The following is an 18,196-nucleotide window of genomic DNA, read 5'->3' on the forward strand; positions in this document are numbered from 1 at the left end:
CTTCAAAAACCCGCTCGAATTGTTGCATGAATAGCGCGCCTGATTTTCTCGAATCCGGTAAAGATGCATTGCAGTCCTTGAGTTTGTGAGCGGCGCATTGCGCTCACATACCTCAACTTGACTCACCTCCATAGCTGGGTTCTACTCAAATCCGGTTGCACACCCGAGCGTGCAGCGCAGACTGGTGTGTGCAGCGGCTTTCATGGACACGAGGAGGAAGCGATGCTTCCAGCAGCACAGACGTACGAGACGTTGGCGGCAAACTTTGCATGGCAGATTCCCGAGCGATACAACATCGGCGTGGACGTGTGCGACAAATGGGCCGACGGCTCAGGGCGCCTCGCGTTGATCTACGAGCAACGCGACGGCAGCGCCACGCGCTATAGCTTCGACGATCTCAAGGCCCGCTCCAACCAGTTCGCCAACGCGCTGCGCCACAACGGCGTCGTGCAGGGCGACCGCGTGGCGATCTTCCTGCCGCAATCGCCCGAAACCGCTCTCGCGCATCTGGCCGCCTACAAGGCCGGCTGCATCGCGGTGCCCCTTTTTGCGCTGTTCGGCGTCGACGCAATCCAGTACCGGCTCGCGGACAGCGCCGCCGCGGCACTCATCACCGACGCGGCGGGCCTGCAAAAACTCGCCGAGATCCGCCACACGCTGCCCGAACTGAAAGCGGTGTATTGCGTCGACGCGGATAGCGCCGCCGCTGCGAGCGACGTGCATGCCTTCTGCGACGCGCTCAATGCCGAGTCCGAGGCGTTCGCACCGGTCGACACCTCGTCTGAAGATCCGGCCGTCATCATCTACACCTCCGGCACCACCGGCAAACCGAAAGGCGCGCTGCACGCGCAACGTGTCCTGCTTGGGCATCTGCCGGGCGTGGAGTTGTCGCAGGCCTGCTTTCCCGCACAGGCCAAGGTGATCTGGACGCCGGCAGACTGGGCGTGGATTGGTGGCCTCTTCGACGTCCTGCTGCCCGCGTGGCATCACGGCGTCACCGTACTCGCGCGCCGTTTCGACAAGTTCGACGGCGAGGCCGCGTTCGACCTGCTGGCGCGCCACGCGGTCACGCATACGTTCCTGCCGCCCACCGCCCTCAAGATGATGCGCACCGTACCCCAGCCTGAGCGCTGGACGCTCTCGCTGCACGCGGTGGCAAGCGGCGGCGAATCGCTCGGCGAGGAACTGATTGCATGGGGACGCGCCGCGCTCGGCGTGACCATCAACGAGTTCTATGGGCAGACCGAGTGCAACGTCGTGGTGTCCTCATGTGCGTCGCTGTTCGCGCCGCGCATCGGCGCCATCGGCAAAGCGGTGCCGGGTCATGAAGTGGCGATCGTCGACGACGACGGTCAGCCCGTGCCCAACGGCACGATCGGCAACATTGCGATTGCCGGCCCCGATCCAGTGATGTTCCTCGGCTACTGGCGCAATGCCGCGGCGACGCACGACAAGTTCCGCGGCCGCTATCTGCTCACCGGCGATCTGGGCCAGTGCGACGACGCCGGCTTTATCCGTTTCGTCGGACGCAACGACGACGTGATCACCAGCGCCGGCTACCGGATCGGACCGGCTTCGATCGAGGATTGCCTGCTCCAGCACCCGGCAGTCTGCATGGCTGCGGTGGTCGGTGCGCCGGATGCCGAGCGTACGGAGATCGTGCTGGCGTTTGTGGTGCTGAATGCCGGCTTCGTGCCTGGAGACGATCTGGTGCGCGAGATTCAACGGCATGTGAAGACGCGCCTCGCCGCCCACGAATATCCGCGCGAGATACGCTTCGTGGACAGCCTGCCTATGACGGCGACGGGCAAAGTGATTCGTAAGGAACTGCGGGCCATCATTCGCGCGCCCAATGATCAGCATAAAAATTAGAAAATTGACTAATGCCGCCGCGCCAGCGATAACTGTCGAACTTGTCACTGCAAACCTGAGAGACCTCCCAGATGGAAACCCAGCCCACTTCGCTTCACGCTGAGGATGCACCTGCCTCGTCCGATGCCGACGCGGACGTCGAATGGAAAATCCGCACGGACCTGGCGGCGCTGTACCGCCTCGTCGCGCATTTCCGCATGACGGACATGATCGACACGCACATCACCGCGCGCTTGCCGGGCGCCACGCCGACGTTTCTGATCAACCGCTACGGCGTGCTGTTTCATGAAATGTGCGCCTCGGACCTGGTCAAGATCGACCACCTGGGCCGCGTCATCGACGAACGCGCCGCAGCCGAACCCGCGCGCTTTCGCGTCAATGCCGCCGGCTTCACGGTCCATTCGGCCGTCCATATGGCGCGCGACGACCTGCACTTCGTGGTGCATACGCATACAGCCGCCGGCATCGGCGTCGCGGCGCAGGAGCATGGCTTGCTGCCGATCAGCCAGCACGCGCTGAAGTTCTACGGCAAGCTCGGCTATCACGACTACGAAGGCATTGCGCTGGATCTCGGCGAACGCGAGCGCCTCGTGCGCGACCTGGGTCCGCATAAGGCGATGATCCTGCGCAACCATGGCCTGCTCGCCGGCGGCGCGAGCGCTGCCGCGGCGTTTCATGAGATCTACTTTCTCGAGCGTGCCTGCCAGGCACAGATCGCGGCGCTCGCAGGCGGCGCCACGCTGCGGATTCCGTCGGCAGCCGTATGCGAACTGACGGCCAGCCAGTTCAATCGCGACGACTCCGAGGACATCGCCGAACTGGCGTGGCAAGCGGCGCTGCGCCTGATCGACAATACGGGCTCCGACTACCGCCGCTAACTGCCTCGTCATCCACGAATCCACCCGCGTCGGGACCCGGCGCGTAAAGCCCTGCCCGTTCATGACTCAACTCGTTCTGATTAGCCGTGACTACGACATGTCACACCTCATCCCTCCGATCCAGCGCGCCGCGCCGGAACTGAAGGTGAGCCTGTACAGCACCGCCCATGCGCACGACGCCGAGGTCGCCGTCTGCTGGAATCCGCCCGCCGGTGCGATTGCCACGCTGCCGCACCTGAAGCTCGTGCATAGCATCGCCGCGGGGGTCGATAACATCCTGTCGGATCCGAGCCTGCCGCGCGTGCCCGTCTGCCGGGTCGTGGACCCGCACCACGCGCGCCGCATGAGCGAGTTCGTCACGTGGGGCGTGCTGCACTTTCACCGCCAGTTCGACCGCGTCCTGGCGAACCAGAGCAAGGAGATCTGGTTGCGGCCTCAACAATCCGATCCGTCGCGATGCACGGTCGGCATCATGGGATTGGGCGAGATTGGCAGCCCTGTTGCGAGCGATCTGCACCGGCTCGGTTTTGCCGTGCGCGGCTGGGCGCGCAGCCCCAAGAATCTGCCGGGCATCGACACGTTCGCAGGCGAGCACGCCCTCGCGCCGTTCCTGCAAGGCACGGATATTCTGGTTTGCCTGCTGCCGCTCACCAAGGCGACGCGCGGCATCCTGCATGCGCGTACGCTGGGCCAGTTGCGTCCGGGTGCCAAGCTGATTCATGTGGGCCGCGGGGAACATCTGGTGCCGCAGGATCTGCACGCTGCGCTGGCAGATGGCCGGCTTGGCGGCGCCATCGTCGATGTGTTTCCCAATGAGCCGCTGCCGCCGGGCGATCCGTTCTGGAGCGCGCCGAATCTGATTGTTACGCCGCATATGGCGTCGGTGGCCAGTCCCGAGACGATCGGCTTGCAGGTCGCGCAGAACGTGCGACGCCTCGTGCGCGGCGAGCCGCTCGACAATCTGGTGGATATGGCGCGCGGCTATTGATCGTCTGATGCCGCAGCGCCGGTGGGTTCCGCGCCGGACTCGTCTTCGGCATCTTCGGCGCCTTCGGTCTGCGCTTCGTGCTGATCGATGAACGTATGCAGCGCACTGAGGAAGGCGCTTTCCGCCGCGCTGAATCTGCGGTCGCTGGACCAAAGCAGGTGGACGTCCACATCGGCCACGCCGTTCTCGGGAGGCAGTTTTTGCAGGCGGCCCTCGGCCACGTCGTCGCGCACAATGTGCTCGGGCAGACAGCCGATGCCGAAGCCCGCGAAGATGAAGCGCCGCACCTCCGGCATGCTCGAGGAGGAACCCACCACGCGCCCGGTGAAGCCCATTTCGTCGCGAAAGAACGTCAGGGGCGACATGTGATCGCCGACCTTGTCGCCGGTGAACGAAACGAAGTTTTCGCCGACGAGGTCACTGATCGTCAAGCCTGTCTGACCGAACAACGGATGATGGCGGCCGCAAAACAATCCATAACGCTGGCGTAGAAACACGCGATGTTCGACCCGCTTCGGCAGCGCGCGCTTAGGCGTCAATCCCAGTGTGGCCGTCTTCTGCTGCAGACTGTTGACGACATCGGCGCTGCGCATCTCCTGGCTCTCGAGTTCGATGCGCGGATAGTCGCGATGAAAGCCGGCAAGGAAAGCATCGTAAGCGGGAAAGTCGATGCCGCTCACCACGCTCACGCGTACCATGCCGGAGATATCGCGGTCGCTGCTGTCTTCATTCGCAAGCGAGAGGCGAGAGATGGTTCCGTAGACATCCTCAGCAATTTGCCGGACGTCCACGCCCGCACGCGTGACCTCGATACGCGGACCATGCCGGTCGACGAGGCGGCGGCCAAGCTGCTCCTCGAGCCGGCGCAGCGCCTGGCTCACGGCAGGCTGCGAAAGATGCAGACGGGTCGCTGCGCGGCTGACGCTTTGTTCCCGCGCGATCACGAGGAAGGTCCGCAGCAGGTTCCAGTCGAGACGGTCGTTCAGATAGGTATCCGGCCTGTCCTTGTTCATTGCGCGCTCCGCGGGCGTGATCATTCGCGAAAATTATACTGAAAATAATAATTAGAAATTGGACAAATGATTTTGGATTTTCGATAAAGACAGCATGGCGAACCCAAGCTGCCGGATCCTGGCAGCGTCACGAGGAAATGGAAGCGATGCTGAAAATCAATGCGAAGCGGCTCTGGTCGAGTCTGATGGAAATGGCGACGATCGGCGCGACTGCGGGCGGTGGCGTGCGGCGTCTCGCACTCACCGAACAGGACGCCGCGGGCCGCGCGTTGTTTGCGCAATGGTGCACGGAGGCAGGACTGACGCTGAGCGTGGATCGGGTGGGCAATCTGTTTGCCCGGCGCGCGGGCAGAGTGAATCACGCGAGTCCTGTGGCGAGCGGCAGTCACCTCGACACACAACCTGAAGGCGGGCGCTTTGACGGCGTGTATGGCGTGCTGGCCGCGCTCGAAGTCGTGCGCACGCTGAACGATGCAGGGATCGAAACGGACAAGCCCATCGAGATCGTGGTGTGGACCAATGAAGAGGGCGCGCGCTTCACGCCTGCGATGCTCGGCTCGGCGGCGTTTGCCGGCGTGATGCCGCTAGAACAGGCGTTAAACGCGCGGGATGCCGACGGCGTCTCCGTTGCCGATGCGTTGAGCGCCACCGGCTATAGCGGCGAGCGTGCGGTGCCCGGGACCGTTTTCGATGCCTATTTCGAAGCCCACATCGAACAGGGCCCGGTACTCGAAAACAACGGCGTGCCGATTGGCGTCGTGACAGGCGGCCAGGCGATTCGCTGGCTCGACGCACGCGTGCGTGGCCAAGCTGCGCATGCCGGCACCACGCCGATGCCGTTTCGTCGCGATGCTTTGTTTGCAACGGCAGAAATGGCAGCGGCGCTGGAAGCGATGGCCGCGGATTTTGGGCCCGAGGGACTCGTCACCGTCGGCGAGATCGGGATTCGCAACGCGTCGCGCAACACGATTGCAGCGGACCTGTCGTTCACGATCGATCTGCGTCATCCGGACGACGCGCGCATCGAAGCAATGGAAGCCGTGCTGCGCGAGCGTTTCGATGCGATTGCCGAACGGCGTGGCGTGACGGTTGATGTCGCGCACCACTGGATCAGCCCGGCCACACCGTTCGACCCGGCCTGCGTGAAGGCGGTTGCCGATGCGGTCGAGGCACTCGACTATCCGCATCAGCGCATCATCAGCGGCGCGGGACATGATGCGATTCATCTGGCCAAATACTGCCCTACTGCGATGGTGTTTATTCCCTGCGTGAACGGGCTCAGTCATAACGAAGCGGAAGACGCGCTGCCGGAGGACGTCGCGCGTGGCGCGGATGTGCTGCTGCATGCGATGCTCGCACGTGCTGGGCGAAATCAATTCGCCAGCACCCCCACCACCTCTTCCGAACTCAACCCCTTCCGATAACGCCCGAGCCCAACAATCCCAAACAACGAAATCGCCGACAGCACCGTAAAGAAGCACGCAAGCGGCATCCATTCGCCCTTGTAATGCTGGGCCAACATCGTCCCGATCAAAGGCGTCGTGCCGCCGGCGATCGTGCAGCACAACTGGTAGGCAATCGAGATTCCCGAGTAACGCACCCGCGTCGGAAACGCCGGCGTCATGAACCCGGCAATCACCGCGTAGATCGCGGACAACGTGACCACCGCCAGCGAAATCCCCGCAATCAGCGCAAGCGGCTGTTGCGTATTGACGAGCAGGAACATCGGATACGGCGTGATCATCGAGAGCAAGGCCGCGCCCGTGAGAAACCGCGTTTCACCGACACGCTCGGCGATCAACGCCGCGATGGGTTGCGAGCAAAGCTGAATGATGGTGACCGCGAACAGGCAATCGAGAATCAGCGACTTGGGCATGCCCAGATACGTCGTGACATACGAGATCATGAACGTGTTGGTAAAGAAGAATCCCGCGGAGCCGATCGTGGTCGCGGCGGCGGCCAGCAGAATCGGATACCAGGCCGTACGCAGCACCTCTGCGACAGGCGACTTCGCCACTTGCTGCGTCCGCTTCAAGCGCTCGAACTCCGGTGATTCGTTCACACCCATCCGGATCACGAGACCAATCACCAGCAGCACGAAGCTGGCGAGAAACGGCAGACGCCATCCCCACGACACAAAACTCGCGTGATCGAGCGAGGTCACGAAGCGAAACGACAACAGCGACAGGATCAGGCCGGCCGGGCTGCCCATCTGCGGAAACGACGCGAAGAAGGTTTTCCGCCCCTGCGGCGCATGCTCGCTTGCCATCAACACCGCGCCGCCCCATTCGCCGCCCACCGCGATCCCCTGGAGAATCCGCAGCCCGATCAGCAACGCCGGTGCCCATATGCCGATACGTTCGTAGCTCGGCAGCAGTCCAATGCCGGTTGTGGCAATGCCCATCAGGAACATCGTCAGCAGCAGCATCTTCTTGCGGCCCAGGCGGTCGCCCCAATGCCCGAACACCATGCCGCTCAACGGGCGCGCCAGAAAGCCGACCGCAAAGGTCGCAAACGACGCCATCGTGCTCAGAAAGTGGTTGCTGCTGGGAAAGAAGACGTCGCCAAGGACCAGCGCTGCCGCCGTGGCGTAGGTGTAGAAGTCGTAGAACTCGACGGTGGTGCCGATAAAGGCCGCGGTTGCGGCGCGTACGGGTTGATGCGTTTGCTCGGGAAGAGACATGGCAGCCCTGTGTCGTGGAGCGCGGGCGCCGTGGGCTGGGTCGAACCGGCATCGGTCCCACCGGCTCAACCTGCGGAACGCCGCGTGATTAGTCTGGTCTGCCCTTTATCCTTCGCCGAAATACATTCGTAAAATGCTTATTCCCAATGGTCTTCATTCGGGTGGCTTATGATTCAAGGCTTACCCCTCGACACAACCAACGGAACCCTCGAATTGCAAAGCCTACGTGCAGACGAAGCGCTCACCCATGCCGGATCCCTGCTCGCCCCCGACGGACGCATCATCGCGCCGTACGACCTGGAGCAGCGCGATGCCGAGATCGGTGAGCACGACGCGCTCGCGAGCCAGCCCGGCATCCTCAACGCAACGGCTCATCCATTCGTACTCGACTACTCGACGGTTGCCGTCGCCCACGTGATCAACGGCATGGGCGTGACGCTCGGCGATTCGATCATCGGCCTGACCGCACTGGCTGCGATCCAGCACGCTCATCCGCAAGTGCGCTTCGTGATCTACCGGCCGGAACTCTCGCCGCCTTACGTCGAACAGCTCTACGCGCTGGCGGCAGGCAAGCTCGCGCCAACGCGTTCGTTGCCGTGGCCGCTCGCCGATATCCCGGCCAACGAAACGCGCATCGACATGGGCAACCACCTCTTCTGGCCCGGCTTCATGTCGTTGCCGATGATCGACTTCTTTCTCGCTGCGCTTGGCGTGCCACCCGAAAGCGTTCCGTCCGCGCACAAGGCTAACCGCTGGCTCCAGACGCTCGAGTTGCCACGCTTGCCCGAGCCCTGGCGCGAGCAGCCGTATGTGCTGTTTTGCCCGACGGCCAGCACGCCGATCCGCAGCATTCCACAACCGGTACGCCGCGCGCTGGTGAGCCGACTGTTTGAGCGCTTCGGTCTGCCTGTGCTCGGTTTTGGAGCCGTGGATCATCCGCATTACGTCGACGTGGCGGCCACCTCGACCGGCACGGCGCACTTTCTTGCGTGGATCAGGCACGCTCGCTACGTGCTGACCTCCGATACCGCCGCAGTGCATATCGCCGCCGGATTCGACGTCCCCACTACGGCTTTTTTCACGACCATCGCGCCTGAACTGCGAGTGCGGGACTATCCGCATTGCCTGCCTGTCACGCTGAATCTACCCGAGCTGCGCAATGTGCAGGCGAGCGATCGCGAGCAGGACGTGGCGCGATTGAACGCGGCATATGAGACGGTCGTCAACGGTGAACTGCCTTTTGCAGCGGGACGTGCCGCATCGCTTGAGGGGACGGCAGCGGCGCCCAACCCACGCTGACCAGGAGTAGGCACGCCGGATGCTGGATAGCGGTGGTAACGCAAACCATCAACCGGAGGAGAATTCTCATGCCCTATATCCTTGGCTGGCTACTCGGCGTGCCGCTCATCGTCCTCGTCATCCTGTATCTGATCTTCCATTGACGTGACGCCCTAAGAAACCCACTGCCTGTTGGCACGCGCGCGGCAACATCCGGCGCGTGTCGCGGCAGCCGCCGTTGCGTTCCGCGAACGCAACGGCGCTTCGCGTTCCGCTTCCCGTTCCCCGCCACCAGCGCCCCCAACCATGTCGCGACATACGGCGACATGATTTCCAAATTGCCTTCCCCGCCAGAGTCGACAAGAATTCGACCTGTCATCGAACGGATCGCAGCACAAGGCCGACGACGCACGATGGCAAACTCTACGGAGAACGTAATGAAGAAGATGTTGACGATTCTGGCGCTATGCCTCGCCTGCAGCGGCGCCTTTGCGCAAACCGCGACGCCGCCCATGGGCGGCAACCCGCAGCGCATGGCGCAAATGGCGCAGCAGTTGCAAAGCCGCTTTGCCAGCGCGAACACCACGCAGGACGGCAAGCTGACCCGCCAACAGGCGGCAGCCGGTATGCCGATGGTCGCCCGCAATTTCGACGCGATCGATACGCAGAAGGCCGGCTACGTAACCTTGCCGCAAATCGAAGCATTCATGCAGCAGCGCGCGGCAGCACACTGAGCGAGGCAATCATCAGAGGGATCGTGGGCGTATCGGGCAAGCGGTGCGTATGTTCGCACTGTCCCCGAAAACCGCTATTCTGGTAGCCGGATGCGCGCCTAAGGAGCCCACGCATGGATCGACCCGCGAAAATCATCGTGCTCGACGACGAAGCCGAATTGCGCAATATGCTGCAGCGCTTTCTGACCGGCCATGGCTTCGAAGTGCGCGTCGTCGAGGACAGCAAACGGCTCGACCGCTATTTGCAGCGCGAGCCGTACGACCTGCTGGTGCTCGATCTGATGATCGGCGAGGAGAACGGCCTTGAAATTTGTAGCCGGCTGCGCGCCGAAGGGCAAACGCTGCCCATCCTGATGCTGACCGCCAAGGGCGACCCGCTCGACAAGGTGGTGGGTCTCGAAACGGGCGCCGACGATTACCTCGCCAAACCCTTCCTGCCGCGCGAACTGGTGGCGCGAATCCGCGCCTTGCTGCGGCGCCAGAAAATCGCCTCAGGCGATCCAACCGTCATCTCGCAGACCGTGCGCTTCGGCGACTTCAGTCTCGACATCGGCAAGCAGGCGCTCTCGCGCAAGGGTGAGCCGCTGGACATTCACTCCGCGCAGATGTTGCTGCTGGTGGCGCTGGCGTCATCGCCGAATCGGCCCGTGAGCCGCGACAATCTGATCGCGCGCGCCCGTGGTCGCGATCACGATGCGCTCGATCGCAGCATCGACGTGCAGGTACTGCGCTTGCGCCAGATTGTCGAGGACGATCCGTCCAAACCGCGTTTCATCAAGACCGTCTGGGGCGTCGGCTACATGCTGATCGCCGACGTCGAATCATGACGGTGGCCTTGAAGCGCCTCGGCTTGCCGCGCACGCTGCTCGCACGCAACATCGTATTGTTGATCGTGCTTGTCATGCTGTCGCAGGTCTGTTCGCTCACGGTGTTGCTGCACTATGTGCAAAGACCGCGCGTCGAACGCACCGCCGCCGTGTTCGCCAACTACGTCACCACGCTCGACTCGCTGTTCGAGGCCGCACCCGACAATGCGCGCGATGCACTGGTGGCCCGCCTCAACCACGGCGCACAGCCGCCGGCCGCAGACGAACTCGAGCCGACGCCAAGCCTGCGGCATTTCTACGTCACCTATCAGCGCGAGGTGTTTCTGGACGCCCTGCGCCAACACCTGCCCGCCGACATGCCGGTACGCTGGCAAACCCTGGGCGGCCAGCGTCTGTGGATCCGCATTCACGCGCATGACATGCCCTACTGGATCGCCCTGCCGATTCCCGAGGACGCTCGCGGCGCAGGTCTCGACGCGGCGATTCTGCTGTCGCTCGGCCTTGCCGCAGCAGCCGCGCTCACCGGCTATCTGATCCAGCGGCATCTGAACCGGCCGCTGCAAAATCTGGCGCATGCGGCACGCCGCGTAAGTTCAGGCGAAACACCACCACCGCTGCCGACCGATGGCCCCACGGAAATCGCCGAGGTAAGCAGCGCCTTCAACCAGATGACGCAAGCGCTGCAGCAAGCCGAAGCGACGCGCGCGGTGATGCTGGCCGGCATCTCGCACGACATCCGCACGCCGCTGACCAAGCTGCGGCTAGCGATGGCCATGGCAATCACCGACAACGGCCACGACAGCTTCGTGGTGGCGGCCGAAGCGTATCTCGACCAGATCGAAACCATCCTCCAGCAGTTCATGGACTACGCCGGCAGCGGCGAGCGCGAAACGGCGCAAGCCGGCGATCTCAATGCGCTCATCAGCCGGCTCGCCGCGGATTTTGCGGGGCTGGGACACGAATTCGAACTCTCGCTGGGTGCCGTGCCGGTGTTCGCGTTTCGTCCAATCACCATGATGCGGCTATTGATGAACCTGATGCAGAACGCCGTGGTATACGGCCGCGTGGGTCTCGCTGTGCGCACATGGGTGCACAGCGGCACCGCCTATGTCGCGGTCGGCGATCGCGGTGAGGGGCTCGCGGCGCACGAACTCGAAGCCTTGAAGGCGCCGTTTCAGCGCGGCCGCAACGCACGTGCGCAAGCGGGAGGCACAGGACTCGGGCTCGCGATCGTCGAACGTATCGCGCGACTGCACGGTGGGTCTCTGCAGTTTCACGCACGCGACGGCGGTGGACTCGAAGTATGGGTCGTGTTGCCGCTCGTCGCGCCGCGCAGCGCATCCCAGTCGGGGCGTTAAACAGGTCCAGGTCGCAACGTGTCGCCTGATTGCAGCACGCGTCTTGATTGTGATTTTCAGCCTCGTACAATGTGATCCGGCATGCAGTATCCCGTCAGGCTGAGGCAACGCCTCGCGCGACATTGCACTCGAAAGAGGACCCTGTTCGAGGAGCACATCATGGCAAACAGCGAGTACTTGTTATCGCATCAGGACCTGGTCAAGGCCGTGATCATTCATCAGAACATTCACGAAGGGTTCTGGCGCCTGAATATCAACTTCAACGTCGCCGCGACGCACGGCAAGGACGTGCCGGACCCGTGCGTTGCCGTGACGATTCAGGGCATCGGCATCATGAAGGCGGATTCCAGCGACGAGATGGCGGTGGACGCGGCGCTCGCAAACCCTGAAAAAATCGCGCCCCCGGTCGACAAGACTCACGATGTAACCAACGGCATGCAGTTTTGCCGCGACGTGTATCGCAACGTCGCGGTGCATCTCGACGACGCGGCGAAACCGGCCAGTGCCTCCATGGCGGTCGACCTGCGCACCCAGCACAAGTAGCCATCGGTGCCACGGTCCTTGCGGGCCGCTCGCGTCAGGTGCGGTGCGCCGCCCGCATCATCGTCACGTAAAGCACCGCGCCCACCATGGCGCCGATCAGCCAGCCGAAGTTGTTGTCCGGCAAGACATGCAGCAGTTGCGTGCAGAGTTCCCAGCCCACCGAGATGATCCCGGCAATGACGAGCGCCGCGATGCCCACCTTGTTCCAGCCGCCGTCGTAGTAGAAGCGCCCTTGCGGCGACATGCTGTACAGCTCGGCCGTTTCGACCTGCTGCTTCTTGATGAGGTAAAAGTCCGCCATCATCACGCCATAGAGCGGCGCGAGGACCGAACCGAACACGCTGACAAAGATCGTGATCGCCTTCGGGCTGTCGACAAAAATCCACGGGCACACGAGCACCGCGAGAATGGAAGCCACGAGGCCGCCTTTCTTGAAGTCGATGTGCTTGGGGAACAGGTTCGCGATGTCGTAAGCAGGCGAGACGAAATTGGCGACGATATTGATGCCCATTGTCGCCACGATGAACGTCAGGCTGCCGATCACCACGGCCGCCTTGTTCTGGATGTGCGCGACGATCGCTACCGGGTCCATGATCATCGAGCCGAACACGGTGGCGCTTCCCGACGTCACCACCACCGTAATGATGGCGAAGACGATGAAGTTGACCGGCAGGCCGAGGAAATTGCCCACCTTCATCTGACGCTCGCTTTTGGCAAAGCGCGAGAAATCGCCGAAGTTGAGCAGCAGCGCGGCGAAGTAGCTCACCACCAGCAGCGTGGCATTGCCCATGCTGGCGAATTGCTCGCTGCCCGACAGCACCTTGCCGCCGAGCGTCAGGCTCAGACTGCCCAGGCCCGCCTGCGACAGGATCCACGCCATCAGCGCGAACATCACTACATATACGGCCGGTCCGCAGAAGTCGATGAACTTGCGGATCGTCTCCATGCCGCGCTGAAAAATGAACAACTGGAACACCCACATGAACAGGAAGCTGATCCAACCCAATCCATCGAGCCGCAAGAAGCGGAAATCGTGCAGTGCCGTGGCCGCCGGGAAGAACAGGATGACTAGCGTGGCCACCGCTTTAGAAGCAAAGTAGGTCTGCACGCCGTACCAGACAATCCCCACCACGCCGCGAATCACCGCCGCCAGGTTCGCGCCCATCACGCCCATACTGACGCGGGCCATCACCGGAAACGGAATGCCGTGCACATAGCTGGGCTTGCCGACCAGGTTCATCAGCAGATAAACAATCAGGATGCCGATGGTTAGCGCAATCAGCACCTGCCAGCCGGAAATGCCGAGCAGAAACAGGCTCGCCGCAAACGTGTAGCCGCCGACGCTGTGCACGTCCGACATCCACATGGCGAAAATGCAATAGCCGGTCCAGGTGCGCTTGTTGAGCGGCACCGGCGCAAGGTCGTGGTTATACAGACGCTCGTCGGTCTGTGCGACATGCCCACCCGCATCGCGCGGGGCGCCACCATCGATAAGCGGTGAGGTCGACATGTCTGCCCCTTTTGCCGTGCCTGACGACCGGTCCCGAAGCAAGCTGCTGCCGGGCTGTGGATGGACCGCGCGCCGCCCTGCCTGTCGCCGGCCATTGCAACAATATAGATGGTTCCACGAAAAAAAGACCGTGTCGAAATAATCTGCCGGTGGAGATGCTGGCAAAGCGCACACTGTGGGATCGAAGCCCGTCGCGATGCTTAGGGGTGCTGGCAGAAATCGACGTGCGCTTGACTGCGCTTCACTGCAGATGCTGCCCGCCGTTGATGGCGATGTTGGCGCCGGTAACGAAGGCGGCCTCGTGCGAGCATAGATAGAGCACGAGCGCCGCGACTTCGTCGGGCTGTCCGAGTCTTCCCACCGGGATCTGCGGAATGATCTTGGTGTCGAGCACTTCTTGCGGCACGGCCATGACCATTTTGGTAGCGATAAAACCAGGCGACACGGTATTGACCGTCACGCCCTTTTTAGCCACTTCCAGCGCCAGCGACTTCGTAAATCCATGCATGCCGGCTTTGGCGGCCGCATAGTTGGTCTGGCCGAAGCCGCCCTTGGAGCCGATGATGGACGCGATGTTGACGATGCGGCCCCAGCCGCGCTCCACCATGCCGTCGCAGAGCGGTTTCGTCATGTTGAAGAGCGAATCGAGGTTGGTGCGCAGCACCGCATCCCAGTTGATCTTGTCGAGCTTCTTGAAGCTGGCGTCGCGTGTGATGCCGGCGTTGTTGACGAGAATGTCGACATTGCCCACTTCGGCCTGAAGCCGCTGCGCACCCTGCTGGCACGAGTCGTAATCCGCGACGTCCACCTCGTAGGCGGGGAAGCGGCGCCCCGCCGCCTCCATCCGCTCAAGCCACGTGTGCGCACCGGTGTTGGCGGGCGAGTAGGTGACCACCGTCGTATAACCGGCGTCGTGCAATTTGACGGCAATGGCTTCGCCGATCCCGCCCATTCCACCGGTGATGAGTGCGATCTGCTTTGTCATGGCGGCTGCCTCGCGTGAGAGGATGTTGCTCCGGTCACCGCGCGTTCAGCCTGGCCGGCCGCTCACCCGGTCGTTACCCCTGATGCTTTCGAAGTGTGCGATAGCACCGCTTCGAAACTGCCTTCGGCCATGTTGACGGCCTGCCGCGCCGACTTGTTGACGCTGTCGTAAAGGGCGCTGCTCGATTCGAGCAGCTTCTTAAGCGCCGCAACGGCCGCTTCGGAACCGGCCGGCGCCTGCTTCGACACGTCCTCGAAGAGCGCCTGCACCCGGCGATTGTGCGCTTCGTACTGCGCCCCTGCAATCGTCGCGAAACCGGCGTGGGTGCCGGCGGCGATCTCATACAGACGGCGGTAATACGATTGCGCGCGTTCGATGAGCGCACCGTTGGGTCCGGCCTGCTGCGCAACGAACGCTTGCGGATCGGTTGCGGACATCTGCGTGTGCGTGTCGGCAAGGGCCGACCTGGCCGCTTGCAGATTCAGTTCGGTCAGCTTCTGGAAGCCCTCGAAGGCCAGATTGGCCGCTCCGTAAAACGCTTCGAGGTTGGCCTTTTGAGCGGAGGCAAGCTGCTCCGGAATCCACTCGTTCATCGTCAAGCTCCTAAAATCGACCCACCGTTGCACTCCCAGGATTGGCGAGGCATGCGCGGGTCATGGCATGGCTGGGAAGGGATGGCGAGCGCATTGCAGCGCGCGGGCATCGCAAGATCTCGTTCATCCCCGTGATATTTTCTTGTTATTAAATAAGCACAACAAACTAATAGACTGACTACTCTCTCAGGTTTTATAACAGCACGTACGTACACTTTATCGTTGTAGCGAATCCTCGGTGGGGCGGTATGCGAACCGCGTGGCGTTTCAGGCGTACTCGCTCAATGAATCCGTCCGGCGGCCTTCAGGAACGAGTGACCTTCGCGGGTCAAACGCGGCAACGCCTCACCGGACGGCGCATGCTCGAGGCTGACCAGTTGGCGTGACAGCAGCACGTCGAGGTCGGCCCGGTCTACCTCCAGTTGCCCCGTGGCGTCCTTGACCAGCATCAGCGTTGCGAATTCGTGAGGGCTCAGCATCTTCGTCTCCCAAGTTTTTAGCTGCTGCGTTGACGGGATGCTGACGGTCAACCGTCGCGTCCCGAACCTGACTCGTTGAACGGATACCGCAAATTGACTCTTCGCCGACTCGACACGCGGAGTGCGTCGAGGGAAGTCATCTTAATTCGGGACATCGCAAATGATCAATATGTGGGAAAAATCTTTTCGGAATAAATACCGGCTGATAGTCCCCACGCGCGACAACCGTGTAATGCACGCTCGCCCAGCGCGGACAGGCGTTTGAATGAGGTTGCGTAGGATGGCAGAAACACCGTCAGACAAGGCACTGTCAGGGTAAACAGGTGCTGCGCCGGGTTTGAATGCGCTATCGCCGCTGAGAGCAATGGCTCGACGCGGCTTCCGGAAACGTTTCCAGCGATGCGCGCGGACGTTGCGATGAATAGATTGGCGGTCGATGAAGGACATGCGTCCATGCCCGGCGAGCGCATCGCTCGGCGTCGGTCGCACCGGAAATGGCCCGCCGCGGCCGCCTACGGTGGAGGCGGCGCGACATCAGGCGGCAGCTTATGGCTGCGCCGATTGGACGGAAGGAACATCCGTCCGACCGGAAGCTTGTCCCGGGCATGGAAGCACCCTCAAAATATACCTTCAGCGCCCATGGACGGGCTTCTTAAATGCTTGCCGCCAGCCACCACCTTCGGAACACTCTTCTTATAGAATCAAATTTTCCTGAATATTCTCCCCAACCCACCATGACCACCCGAAACCGTCCCTTGGACAACCAGGATCGAAAAATCATGCGGGAGCTGCAGAAGAACGCGCGGCTCTCGAATGCAGAACTTGCGGATCTGGTCGGCATGTCGACCACCGCATGCTGGAATCGCACCCGTCAACTGGAGACCGAAGGCTACATTCGCGGGTACGTGGCGTTGCTCGATCAGCAGAAGCTGGGTTTCGCCGACGTGGTGCTCCTCGAGGTGACGCTGGACCGTCACGAGGACGACGCGCTCGCGCGCTTCGGCGCCGAACTGGCGACGCTGCCCGAAGTGCTCGAGGCGTATCTGGTGTCCGGCGAATATGACTATCTGGTGAAGGTGGCCGTGGACGGCACCGCCGGCTACGAGCGCTTTCTGCGCGAGAAGCTGTACCGGATCTCCGGCATCCGGCACAGCCGTTCGATGTTCGCGTTGCGCTGCATGAAGAGCATTCCGTCAGTGCAAATCTAAACGCGCGTTTCTAACGTGCGGTCTTATATATCGGAGTCCATACTATATTCATGCGGCGAATTGTCTGATAGATAGCCGCGGCGTGTGACGTAACGGCGGGGTTACGTCGCCCGCGACGGGAACACGTAACATCGTCTGCGCACCCGACTGCGCTCAGTGCGGCGTCGGCCTTCCGCGGTGACGCGTGCGCCGGTCCGCCAGGTAAGGCGCCTCCCCCTCTCCTTTTGATCGATGCTCGAACCGCACGCGCGCGGCTTGCATCGCGCGTCGTCAGGCATACGTTGGCTCGGAACTTGCGCCGCTCGCCTGCCCGAGCAAGCCATATCCATGCATGGCGCTACCGCGCCCGACATTAAAAAACGGCATCGCACACACGCGCGACATCGGGCCCGGAGCAAACACTTTCTGCAAGACCGATCAGCGGTTTTCCGGGGGCACTGATTACACCTTTGACCAATCAGGACGCGATTCCATCGCGAAAGGACTAATCATGGCTCCCTTCAAACACACTCTTGTTGCATCGGCGAGCGTAATCCTATGGTGGTCGCTCGCTACGTCATGTCAGGCAGGCGATTTCACCAGCATGACACCGCCTTCGATCCCGGAAAGCGGCTGGACCGGCAGCGGTCTACCGGGCGCGGGGTCTCCGTGGACGGGCGGTAGCGGCTCGACCGGAATAGGCTCCGGCGGCAGTACGACGGGCGCCAGTTCGGGCTCTAGTTGGGGCGGTAGCTCCGCGTCGGGATACGGTTGGGGCAGCGGTTCAGCCTGGGCTTCAGTGGGCGGCTCGCCGTGGGGCGGTGGTACGGGCTCTGGTTCGGGTTCGGGCTCCGGATATGGCGGTGGTTCAGGTGATGGCGGTCAAGGAGGTTGGGGGACGGGGTCAGGTGGGACGGGTGGTAGCGGCGGTAGCAGTGGTGGCGGAGGAAGCTCCGGTGGCTCGGGCGGTTCCGGTGGCTCGGGCGGTTCCGGTGGCTCGGGCGGAAACGGCGGCTCCGGTGGAAATGGCGGCGGTGGAGGCTCCGGCGGATATGGCGGCGGCGGTTCCGGTGGAAATGGTGGCGGCTCTTCAGGGGGCGGCTCTGGTGATGGCGGCCATGGCGGCTGGGGGAGCGGCTCGGGTGGTTCTAGCGGAAGCGGTGGCTCCGGTGGCTCCGGTGGCTCCGGTGGCTCCGGTGGCTCCGGTGGCTCCGGTGGCTCCGGTGGCTCCGGTGGAAGCGGTGGAAGCGGTGGAAGCGGTGGAAGCG

General features: G+C 62.7%; 16 protein-coding genes. 10 read left to right on the forward strand and 6 right to left on the reverse strand.

Features of this window, described 5'->3' with window-relative positions; genetic code table 11:
• Positions 1-222: 222 nt before the first annotated feature.
• The 3 genes from BUS12_RS16220 to BUS12_RS16230 all read left to right on the forward strand — a co-directional run bounded on the left by BUS12_RS16220 (position 223) and on the right by BUS12_RS16230 (position 3,738).
• Complete coding sequence (locus BUS12_RS16220; protein WP_074296571.1) at positions 223-1,872, forward strand: acyl-CoA synthetase; 1,650 nt, start codon at positions 223-225, stop codon at positions 1,870-1,872.
• Positions 1,873-1,943: 71 nt separating this feature from the next.
• Positions 1,944-2,750 (forward strand): class II aldolase/adducin family protein, encoded by an 807-nt coding sequence (locus BUS12_RS16225; protein WP_074296573.1) that lies wholly within the window; start codon positions 1,944-1,946, stop codon positions 2,748-2,750.
• Positions 2,751-2,847: 97 nt separating this feature from the next.
• Positions 2,848-3,738: a 2-hydroxyacid dehydrogenase gene (locus tag BUS12_RS16230; protein ID WP_083640490.1), complete on the forward strand. Its 891-nt coding sequence runs from the start codon at positions 2,848-2,850 to the stop codon at positions 3,736-3,738.
• Here the strand turns inward: BUS12_RS16230 and BUS12_RS16235 are convergent.
• Positions 3,732-4,751 carry a LysR family transcriptional regulator gene (locus BUS12_RS16235; protein ID WP_083640491.1) on the reverse strand — a complete coding sequence of 340 codons (1,020 nt, stop codon included), beginning with the start codon at positions 4,749-4,751 and terminating at the stop codon, positions 3,732-3,734. The genes BUS12_RS16230 and BUS12_RS16235 overlap by 7 nt on opposite strands.
• Positions 4,752-4,888: 137 nt before the next feature.
• On the opposite strand from BUS12_RS16235, the gene BUS12_RS16240 reads away from it, so the two are divergent.
• Positions 4,889-6,175 (forward strand): Zn-dependent hydrolase, encoded by a 1,287-nt coding sequence (locus tag BUS12_RS16240; protein ID WP_074296576.1) that lies wholly within the window; start codon positions 4,889-4,891, stop codon positions 6,173-6,175.
• Here BUS12_RS16240 and BUS12_RS16245 read toward each other — a convergent pair.
• Entirely contained in the window at positions 6,124-7,434 is a 1,311-nt protein-coding gene (locus BUS12_RS16245; protein ID WP_074296579.1) for an MFS transporter, read from the reverse strand. The genes BUS12_RS16240 and BUS12_RS16245 overlap by 52 nt on opposite strands.
• A 168-nt stretch (positions 7,435-7,602) precedes the next feature.
• Here BUS12_RS16245 and BUS12_RS16250 point away from each other — a divergent pair, with 168 nt between their 5' ends.
• From BUS12_RS16250 to BUS12_RS16270, 5 genes are all read left to right on the forward strand, one after another.
• A complete protein-coding gene (locus BUS12_RS16250) occupies positions 7,603-8,733 on the forward strand; it encodes a glycosyltransferase family 9 protein (protein WP_074296580.1) in 1,131 nt (376 codons plus the stop codon).
• Positions 8,734-9,149: 416 nt separating this feature from the next.
• Positions 9,150-9,446, forward strand: coding sequence for an EF-hand domain-containing protein (locus BUS12_RS16255; RefSeq protein WP_074296582.1), 297 nt, complete (start codon positions 9,150-9,152; stop codon positions 9,444-9,446).
• 113 nt (positions 9,447-9,559) lie between these two features.
• The gene (locus tag BUS12_RS16260; protein WP_074296583.1) at positions 9,560-10,273 is read left to right on the forward strand and encodes a response regulator; all 714 of its coding nucleotides are present in this window, start codon (positions 9,560-9,562) and stop codon (positions 10,271-10,273) included.
• Positions 10,270-11,631, forward strand: coding sequence for an ATP-binding protein (locus BUS12_RS16265; protein ID WP_074296585.1), 1,362 nt, complete (start codon positions 10,270-10,272; stop codon positions 11,629-11,631). Before BUS12_RS16260 ends, BUS12_RS16265 begins: the two co-directional genes overlap by 4 nt.
• Before the next feature lie 159 nt (positions 11,632-11,790).
• On the forward strand, positions 11,791-12,174 hold the full coding sequence (locus tag BUS12_RS16270) for a hypothetical protein (RefSeq protein WP_074296587.1): 384 nt from the start codon (positions 11,791-11,793) through the stop codon (positions 12,172-12,174).
• A gap of 34 nt (positions 12,175-12,208) precedes the next feature.
• Here BUS12_RS16270 and BUS12_RS16275 read toward each other — a convergent pair whose 3' ends face one another.
• The 4 genes from BUS12_RS16275 to BUS12_RS16290 all read right to left on the reverse strand — a co-directional run bounded on the left by BUS12_RS16275 (position 12,209) and on the right by BUS12_RS16290 (position 15,741).
• Entirely contained in the window at positions 12,209-13,684 is a 1,476-nt protein-coding gene (locus BUS12_RS16275) for an NCS1 family nucleobase:cation symporter-1 (RefSeq protein WP_074296589.1), read from the reverse strand.
• 241 nt (positions 13,685-13,925) lie between these two features.
• A complete protein-coding gene (phbB, locus tag BUS12_RS16280) occupies positions 13,926-14,669 on the reverse strand; it encodes an acetoacetyl-CoA reductase (protein WP_074296590.1) in 744 nt (247 codons plus the stop codon).
• Between the two features lie 62 nt (positions 14,670-14,731).
• Complete coding sequence (phaP, locus tag BUS12_RS16285; RefSeq protein ID WP_074296592.1) at positions 14,732-15,262, reverse strand: TIGR01841 family phasin; 531 nt, start codon at positions 15,260-15,262, stop codon at positions 14,732-14,734.
• Positions 15,263-15,543: 281 nt separating this feature from the next.
• Complete coding sequence (locus tag BUS12_RS16290; RefSeq protein WP_074296594.1) at positions 15,544-15,741, reverse strand: hypothetical protein; 198 nt, start codon at positions 15,739-15,741, stop codon at positions 15,544-15,546.
• Positions 15,742-16,475: 734 nt separating this feature from the next.
• Here BUS12_RS16290 and BUS12_RS16295 point away from each other — a divergent pair.
• Positions 16,476-16,949 (forward strand): Lrp/AsnC family transcriptional regulator, encoded by a 474-nt coding sequence (locus BUS12_RS16295; RefSeq protein WP_074296595.1) that lies wholly within the window; start codon positions 16,476-16,478, stop codon positions 16,947-16,949.
• Positions 16,950-18,196 lie beyond the last annotated feature (1,247 nt).

The sequence above is a fragment of the Paraburkholderia phenazinium genome (assembly GCF_900142845.1).
In the GTDB taxonomy this organism is placed as follows: domain Bacteria; phylum Pseudomonadota; class Gammaproteobacteria; order Burkholderiales; family Burkholderiaceae; genus Paraburkholderia; species Paraburkholderia phenazinium_A.